Source organism: Acidimicrobiales bacterium (genome assembly GCA_035531755.1).
Taxonomy (GTDB): domain Bacteria; phylum Actinomycetota; class Acidimicrobiia; order Acidimicrobiales; family UBA8190; genus DATKSK01.
This window is the reverse complement of the sequence record DATKSK010000020.1, coordinates 1-7,805: the sequence shown is the minus strand read 5'-3', so window position 1 is coordinate 7,805 and position 7,805 is coordinate 1. Positions and strand designations below refer to the sequence as shown.

Sequence of the window (7,805 nt, the reverse complement as noted above, 5' to 3'; positions counted from 1 at the left end):
CCGCACTGCGCACTCCTCAGCTTCCGATGCGGCCCATGCCCCCGAGCGAATAGGCGCTCTCGGCATGCTGGGTGAGGTCCAACCCGGCGAATTCGTCCTCGGGGCTCACCCGCAGGCCGATGGCCTTGTCGACCGCCTTGGCCAAGCACCACGTCACCGTGAAGGAGAAGGCGACGGTCACGACGGCAGCGAGAACCTCGATGCCCAGCAGATGGAAGCCACCGCCGGTGAAGAGGCCGTTGGCGCCTCCCGAATTGATGTTCCGGGAGGCGAACAGGCCGAGAAGAACCATGCCGACCAACCCACCCACTCCGTGGACGCCGAGAACGTCGAGGGAGTCGTCGTAGCGGAGCCTGAACTTGAGGCGCACCGCCATGGCACAGGCCACACCGGCGAGCAGACCGATCAACAGGGCGGCCATCGGCGTCACGAAGCCGGCGCACGGCGTGATGGCCACCATGCCCGCAACCGCGCCCGAAGCCGCGCCGAGCGTCGTCGCGTAGGACTCCCGGACGCGCTCGAAGCACAGCCAGCCGAGCAGTCCGGCGGCCGCCGCCAGCTGGGTGTTGACCAGGGCGTACACCGCCACGCTGTTCATCCCGAGTGACGAGCCGGCGTTGAACCCGAACCAGCCGAACCACAGAATGCCCACACCGAGCAGGCTCAGCGGCACCGAGTGCGGAGCCATCCCCTCGCTGGGCCATCCTCGGCGTCGCCCGAGCACGAGCACGATGGCCAAGGTGGAGAAGCCCGAATTGATCTCGACGACCGTCCCACCGGCGAAGTCGAGCACCCCGCGTCGGGCCAGCCACCCCTCGGGGCTGAACACCCAGTGCGCGAGCGGCACGTACACGAGGACGAGCCACAGGCAGATGAACACCACGAAGGCCGTGAACTTGATCCGGTCCGTCGTCCCCCCGCTGATCAGAGCAGCCGTGATCACGGCGAACATCATCTGGAAGGTCACGATGGCCAGCGGCGACGCTCCCGAGTGCGAGAAGCCCGGGAGGCCGTGCGCCATGCCCCCCAGGCCGGCCAGGGAGAAGTTGCCGATCAACCCCAGGCCGGCGTCATGGCCGAAGGCGAGGCTGCAGGCGAACAGGGCCCACAGCACGGTCACGACGCCGATGGCGGCGAAGTTGTTCATCATCACGGCGAGCACGTGGGTCGACCGGACCATGCCGCCATAGAACAGCGCGAGGCCCGGCGTCATGAACAGCACCAGGGCGGCGGAGACGAGGACCCACATCGTGTCAATGGCGTGCATGTGCGCGAACCGCTCCTGTCTGAGGTCGATCGGATGGTCGACGTGGACGCCCGGGCCCATCCCCTGGCGCCGCCGACAGCGCCGGTCCTGGCGGTGTCGAGGCCTCGAGCGCCTGCTTGACCTGATCGATCATGATTGGCTTGACGACCGAAACGATCAGCTTCATCGACTCTGGTGCGGCCCCCGACCGACGACGTGACCCGAAGAACCGTACCGGTCCGCGGTGCATCCGCTGGTGATGGTTCGTGACGGCCAGCGGCCCGACACGGCACGCCGCGGGCGGGAAGACGCGCCGGGGAATCGACCGGGGACCGACCGGCATCAGTGGCCGTCGGGGTAGCGTGCAGCCTGATGGCCACCGGGCCCGGAGCGGGGCGACTGCGCCGACTTGCCGAGGAGCTCGAGGAGAGCGGACTGCGCCTCGAAGGGACCCGGACCGCCCGAGAGATCCTGCTGGAGGAGATCGATCTGGCGCTGCGTCCGCCGGTCCACGAGCGGCGGGTCGCGAGTGGGGGCACGATCCTCGAGCCGACGACGGATCCGGCCACGTGGGCGTCGGGCACGCAACTCGACATCACCGGCGCGGCGCTGGGGGAGCAGCCCCTGCCGGCGGCACGCCGCTTCGCCGACGGCCTGTCGAGCTGGCTCCTGCGCCGCACCGACGGCGCCGACGAGTGGATCGTGTTCGACCGGCCGGCCGGCTCCGAGCGGGACCTCGTGGTGCTGGCCGGCGTGCTCGGCGCCACGATCGTGCAGCGGCACCCCGCCGGGACCGTGCGCATCGTGGGGCGCTTCGGCGTCCTTCGCTGGGAGGGCCTGCGTTGGCACCACGAGCCGCCGGTGCGCGAGTGGATCGACGTCCTCACCGTCGGGCCTGCCCACGGCGACCCGGTGGTGCTCGAGGCGATGCTCGAGTTCGCCGTCCATGATCTCGGGTCACTGGGCATCGGCGCGTTGCTCATCTACCGATCCGACGCCGAAGCCGGTCCCCGGGTCGAGGAGCGGCTTCCGACGCCACCGCCGCTGCAGATCCGGCGGGCGTCTCATCTCGCCCCGCTCCGGCACGCCATCGCCCAGGTCGACGGCGCCGCTGTCTTCGACGCCGCCGGCGTGCTGCGCCAGCTCGGTGTACGGCTGGTGCCGAGCGCGACATCCGAGCGGACCGTCGAGGCGCTCGGAGGCACCCGGCACACGTCCGCCCGCCGCTACAGCCACGACGACCCGTTCGCCACGGTGATCGCCGTGAGCGAGGACGGCCCCGTCTCGGTGCTGCGCAACGGTGCGGTCATCGGCCGCTCGCCGGGCGGCGGCTGACCGAGGAGCGCTCTCGCCGACGGCAGCCCTGCGCCCACGCGGGCCGTCGCCGCGGATCACCACCCGGCCTGGTCGCTGCCGTCGAAGTGGCTGCCGGTCGGTTCAGTCCTCGGCGATCGTCCCGCCCGCCAGCAGGGCCAGCTCGGCGTTCTGGAGGTGGGGCCCGTGGTCGGCGTCGGCCTTGACGGCCGTCGTGGCGGGGATGAAGAACGCCGCCACGATCGCCATCACGGTGATGAGGGCGAGGAAGGCGAACCCCATCCTGTACCCGGATGCCGCCGGCAGCCCGGTGGCGAGCAGCCGCGACGTCACGATGCTCGACGTCACCGCCGCGCCGATGGCGCCACCGATGGTGCGGATGTTGGCGTTCATCCCACTGGCGACGCCCGTCTGGGCCGAGGGCACCGCCTGGACGATGAGGTTGGACATCGCCGAGAAGGCGAGTCCGAGGCCGATCCCGAGCACCGTGCTGGCGGCGTAGATCTGCCACGCGTGCGTGTTGGCGAAGGCGAGGATGAGGTACGCCGCCGCGGACCCGGCAGAACCGATGACCACGGCCGTCTTGGAGCCGACGGCAGCGGCGATCCTCCCCGACAGCAAGCCGCAGAGGAACATGGTGACGGTGAGCGGCAGGAGGAACAGCCCCGACTCGATGATGCTCGCCCCGAACCCGTAGCCGGATGACCTCGGGGTCTGCAGGAACTCGGGGAGGAAGGCCATGACCGAGTACATGCCCATGCCGAAGAGGAAGGCGACCAGGTTGTTCGTCCACACGGCGGGAAGGCGCATCATCGTCATGTCGATGAGGGGCTGGCGTGACCGGGACTCCACCACGATCCACAGCCCGCCGATGACGACGGCCAGCACGATCAGCCCGATGACCCTGCCCGAACCCCACCCCCACGTCGGAGCCTCGCTGACGGCGACGAGGAGGGCCACCAACCACCCCGAGAGCAGCACGGCGGCCAGCCAGCTGACGCGCGCCGGTGTCCGTACCGGTGATTCGGGGACGAACACCTGGGTGCACGCCGCAGCGATCACCGTGATGACGAGCGGTATCCAGAACAGCCAGTGGTAGTCGAGGTGGCTCACGATCGGGCCGGCGAGGACGACCCCGGCGCCGCCGCCGACGGCCGCCATGGCGGCGATGACCCCCACTGCGCCGGCCACCCTGGTCGCCGGGAATTCGTCGCGGATGATCCCGAACGACAGGGGCAGCACGGCGCCGCCGATCCCCTGGACGGCCCGGGCCACGATGAGCAGGACGATCGACGTGGACAGTGCGGCCATGGCGGAGCCGAGGGCGAGCGCGCCGAGCGTGACGACCAGCATCCGCTCCTTGCCGACCATGTCACCCACGCGTCCGAGGATCGGCGTGAAGATGGAGGCGGACAGCAGATAGGCGGTCAACACCCAGGTGACGGTGCTCTGGGACGTGTGGAGGTCGTGCTGGATGGTCGGCAGGACCGGCACCACGAGCGACTGCAGGAGGGCGTAGGCCGACACCCCGAGCAGGAGCACGGTGAAGGTGACCTTGTAGCTCGCCCGGTGGAGCGATCTGGTCACGGGTGGCCTGGTGTCGGCATAGCTTTACGCCAACGTGAAGATAGATTACCGTCAGCGTCATGTCAACCGGACTCGGGTGACGGTGACCTCGTCCACGCTGGCGACGCCTCGCCTCCAACCGGCGGTCGGCGGCGACCGCTACCGCTGGACGGCGCTGTTCATCTCCACCCTGGGGATGCTGATGGCGACGATCGACGCCTCGATCGTGCTCATCGCCATGCCCGACATCTTCCGGGGGGTGGGCATCGACCCGCTCGCCCCGGGGAACAGCTTCTACCTGCTGTGGATGATCCTCGGCTTCCTCGTGGTCACGAGCGCGCTCGTGGTCACCCTGGGCCGGCTCGGCGACATCTATGGCCGGGTACGCATCTACAACCTCGGCTTCGCCATCTTCACCTTCTTCTCGCTGCTGCTGTCGGTGACGTGGATGTCCGGGCACGCCGCGGGGATATGGCTCATCACCATGCGCATCTTCCAGGGGTTCGGTGCGGCGATGCTCATGGCGAACTCGGCGGCGATCCTCACCGACGCCTTCCCGCCGGACCGGCGCGGACTGGCCCTCGGGGTGAACCAGGGCGCGGCCATCAGCGGAACGTTCATCGGGCTGGTGCTCGGCGGGTTGCTGGCCCCCGTCAACTGGCGCCTCATCTTCCTGGTGTCGGTGCCCATCGGGCTGTTCGGCACGGTGTGGGGCTACCTGAAGCTGCGCGAGCTCGGCCAACGGCGCTCGGCGCGCATCGACTGGCCCGGCAACGCCACCTTCGCGCTCGGCATGGTCCTCGTCATGATCGGGATCACCTACGGGATCGAGCCCTACCGGGACCACCCCATGGGCTGGGAGAACCCCATGGTGCTCGGCGCCCTCGGGACCGGCGCTGCGCTGCTCGGGGCCTTCTGCGTCATCGAGACACGGGTGGCCGAGCCCATGTTCCGCCTGCAGCTCTTCAAGATCCGCGCCTTCACGGCGGGGGTGGTCGCCAGCTTCCTGGGCGCGCTCAGCCGCGGAGGGCTGATGTTCATGCTCGTCATCTGGCTGCAGGGGATCTGGCTGCCGAGCCACGGGTACGACTTCGCCCGGACGCCGCTGTGGGCCGGGATCGCCCTCCTCCCGCTGACCCTCGGGTTCCTCATCGCGGGCCCGCTGTCGGGCGTGCTGTCGGACCGTTTCGGGGCCCGGCCGTTCGCCACCGGCGGCATGCTCGCCACGGCGGCCTGCTTCGGGCTGCTGGAACTGCTCCCGGTCGACTTCTCGTACTGGGTGTTCGGGACGGTCCTGTTCGTCACAGGGCTCGGCATGGCGACCTTCGGGTCCCCCAACCGCACCGGCATCATGAACAGCCTGCCGGCCGCGCACCGCGGCGCGGGGTCGGGCATGAACACGACGTCCCAGAACTCGGCACAGGTCTTCTCCATCGGTATCTTCTTCACGCTGATGATCCTCGGCCTGTCGTCCACGCTGAGCGAGACCCTCTACAACGGGCTGGTGCAGCACGGCGTGGCGCGTGCCACGGCGAGCCACGCCGCCCACCTGCCGCCGGTCTCCACCCTGTTCGCGGCGTTCCTCGGCTACAACCCGGTCCAGCACCTCGTCGGGGCATCCGCGCTCGCGCACCTCGACAGCGCGCAGCGCACGGCGCTGCTCGGCCACGGCTTCTTCCCCACGCTCATCACCCCGCCCTTCCGGGCCGGCCTGCATGCCGCGTTCGACTTCGCCATCGTGACCAGCCTGCTGGGCGCCGCCGCGTCGTGGACGCGCGGGGCCCGCTACGTCCACGCCGATGCTCCGGACACCGGCGACGGACCGCGGTCGTCGACGTCCCCGGACGGGGCGCCGGCGGTCTGTGCTGCCTACGATGCGGATCGGAGGTGACGAGCCCATGACCCCAGCGCGCCGGTCGTCGACGGAGGCCGAGCCCCTCGTGTTCCGCATCGGGGAAGTGGCCAAGTTGACCGACCTCACGACCCGGACGCTGCGGTACTGGGAGGAGCTGGGCCTGGTGTGCCCGAGCTCGCACCGGGGCAACGGGGAACGCCTCTACTCGGCCACCGACATGGCCCGGGTCACGAGGATCCGGGACCTCCAACAGCTCCTGGGGTTCTCGCTGGCCGAGGTCCGCATGGTCCTCGACACCGAGGAGGTGCACGTCCTCGACCGCGTCCGGTCCGAGTTCCGCTCCGGCGACCCGTCCCCCGGTCGCCAGCGCGACCTGCTCGACGAGGCGATCGAGGCCAACGACCTCCTCCTGGCCCGCCTCGACGACACCGTGGCGCGGATCCAGGCGTTCAGAGCCGAGCGCGCCCAGAGCGCCGAGCGCCTCAGGGAGCGGCGCCGCTCGATCGACACCGACGTCCCGTGACCCACGCGGGCGGATCGTCCCGCGCACTCGACGGTTCCGTCGCACCCTGCACGGACCGCCCGGACACACGAAAGGAGTTGGCGTCGATGTCGGACTCGTTGAGGGCCGAGACCGTGCAGTTCGCGGGGGCGGGCGGCGACATGATCGAGGGGTACCTGGCCCAACCGCTCGAGGCCGCGCCGGCCGGCGGGGTCGTCGTGATCCACCATATGCCCGGCTACGACGAGCCGACCAAGGAGATCACGCGGAAGTTCGCCGCCCACGGATATCTCGCCGTGTGCCCGAACCTCTACTGGCGCGAGGCGCCGGGCGCGAGCCCCGACGACGCCGCCGCGACGGCGCGCGCCCAGGGCGGCGTGCCCGATGACCGACTGGTCGGTGACGTGGCGGGGGCGATCGCCTTGCTGCGGTCGCTCGACGCCTCCAACGGGAAGGTGGCCACGATCGGCTACTGCTCGGGCGGCCGGCAGTCCTTCCTGGCCGCGTGCCGGTTGCAGCTCGCCGCCGCCGTCGACTGCTACGGGGCGTTCGTGATGGCCCCGCCCCCCGAAGGGGCGCCCGTCACCCTGCGCCCCCTCGCGCACCTGGCGGCGGACCTGTCGTGTCCCCTCCTCGGCCTGTTCGGCGCCGACGATGCGTTCCCCTCACCGGCCGAAGTCGGCGAGCTGGAGGCGATCCTCACCCAGCACGACAAGACCATCGAGTTCCACACCTACGAGGGCGCCGGCCATGCGTTCTTCTCCACGAACCGCACCAGTTACCGGCCGGAAGCGGCCAACGACGGCTGGGAGAGGATCTGGGAGTTCTTCGGCCGCCACCTCGCCGCCTGACCCGTCGCCGAAAGGACACCCACCGTGTGCACCTACCAGACGACGAGCCTCACCGTGCAGGGGAGCGGCAAGGGGACCGAGGGTTGGTTCACCGTGTCGGCCGCCACCGTCTACCTCGACCATCCGGTGCACGCCGGCGCCGACCACACGCTGAACATCGACCTGCGCAACCCCGAGCGCGGCCCCGGCGCCAGGGTCGCCGTCGAGCTCGACCCGGCGTCGGCCCGCGCGCTGGCCATCGCCATCCTGCAGACCCTCGACGATGCGCCGCCGGGCCTCGTGGTCGTCGCTACCGAAGGCGCGACGGTGGACGGCGTGTCCCGGTCGCATCGAAACCGAGGGCGTCGAGGCGGAGCATCCTGAGGGAGTGGTCGACGTCGTCGATCGCGGCCGCCACCCGGCGCCGGGTACGTGTACCGAGAACCTCGGCACGAACGTGCCGCAGTCCGAGCCCCACGGCCTGCAGTCGGC

Annotated in this window: 7 protein-coding genes; 5 read left to right on the top strand and 2 right to left on the bottom strand. The window is 70.4% G+C overall.

What is annotated here, in order from left to right; genetic code table 11:
- Positions 1-16: 16 nt before the first annotated feature.
- Positions 17-1,267, bottom strand: a complete 1,251-nt coding sequence (locus tag VMV22_04290) for an ammonium transporter (GenBank protein HUY21540.1) — start codon at positions 1,265-1,267, stop codon at positions 17-19.
- 351 nt (positions 1,268-1,618) lie between these two features.
- On the opposite strand from VMV22_04290, the gene VMV22_04285 reads away from it, so the two are divergent.
- Positions 1,619-2,581: a diadenylate cyclase gene (locus tag VMV22_04285; protein HUY21539.1), complete on the top strand. Its 963-nt coding sequence runs from the start codon at positions 1,619-1,621 to the stop codon at positions 2,579-2,581.
- Between the two features lie 102 nt (positions 2,582-2,683).
- Here the strand turns inward: VMV22_04285 and VMV22_04280 are convergent, their stop codons facing one another.
- Positions 2,684-4,147 carry an MFS transporter gene (locus tag VMV22_04280; GenBank protein ID HUY21538.1) on the bottom strand — a complete coding sequence of 488 codons (1,464 nt, stop codon included), beginning with the start codon at positions 4,145-4,147 and terminating at the stop codon, positions 2,684-2,686.
- Between the two features lie 76 nt (positions 4,148-4,223).
- Here VMV22_04280 and VMV22_04275 point away from each other — a divergent pair, with 76 nt between their 5' ends.
- From VMV22_04275 to VMV22_04260, 4 genes are all read left to right on the top strand, one after another.
- A complete protein-coding gene (locus VMV22_04275; GenBank protein HUY21537.1) occupies positions 4,224-6,017 on the top strand; it encodes an MFS transporter in 1,794 nt (597 codons plus the stop codon).
- Positions 6,018-6,024: 7 nt separating this feature from the next.
- Complete coding sequence (locus VMV22_04270) at positions 6,025-6,504, top strand: MerR family transcriptional regulator (GenBank protein HUY21536.1); 480 nt, start codon at positions 6,025-6,027, stop codon at positions 6,502-6,504.
- Positions 6,505-6,590: 86 nt separating this feature from the next.
- Positions 6,591-7,334, top strand: coding sequence for a dienelactone hydrolase family protein (locus VMV22_04265; GenBank protein HUY21535.1), 744 nt, complete (start codon positions 6,591-6,593; stop codon positions 7,332-7,334).
- Positions 7,335-7,358: 24 nt separating this feature from the next.
- Positions 7,359-7,697, top strand: coding sequence for a DUF6295 family protein (locus tag VMV22_04260; protein ID HUY21534.1), 339 nt, complete (start codon positions 7,359-7,361; stop codon positions 7,695-7,697).
- Positions 7,698-7,805 lie beyond the last annotated feature (108 nt).